At 48.2% G+C, this 274-nt stretch carries 1 protein-coding gene; it reads right to left on the bottom strand.

Annotated features, from left to right (window positions below; genetic code table 11):
* Positions 1 to 274: hypothetical protein (locus AB4486_RS25730; RefSeq protein ID WP_372119570.1), on the bottom strand; the 274-nt coding region annotated here is incomplete at both ends.

Below are 274 nucleotides of genomic sequence, written 5' to 3'. Positions count from 1 at the left end.
GGAATATCACCATCGGTAATGGTCAGCGTGACGGTTGAGGTAAGCACATCGTTATCGGAGTCACTAGATGTCACCACGATTGATTTCACAATGTCTTCGTTCAGCGTGTGGTCGAGATTGCGGTTGGGCTCAAAGCGCACTTCGCCTTGAAGCGTGATGAATAGTTCGCCTTCAGTGAAGCTGAATTGCTGTTCACCATTGTCATTCTGATCAAGGGTTCGTAGTTGACCGTCATAAGTAAACTGAGTGATCGTCGCGCCATCAGCACTCTGAT

It is taken from the genome of Vibrio sp. 10N.222.55.C6 (assembly GCF_041473395.1).
Taxonomy (GTDB): domain Bacteria; phylum Pseudomonadota; class Gammaproteobacteria; order Enterobacterales; family Vibrionaceae; genus Vibrio; species Vibrio crassostreae_C.
This window is presented reverse-complemented; position numbering and strand designations above follow the sequence as displayed.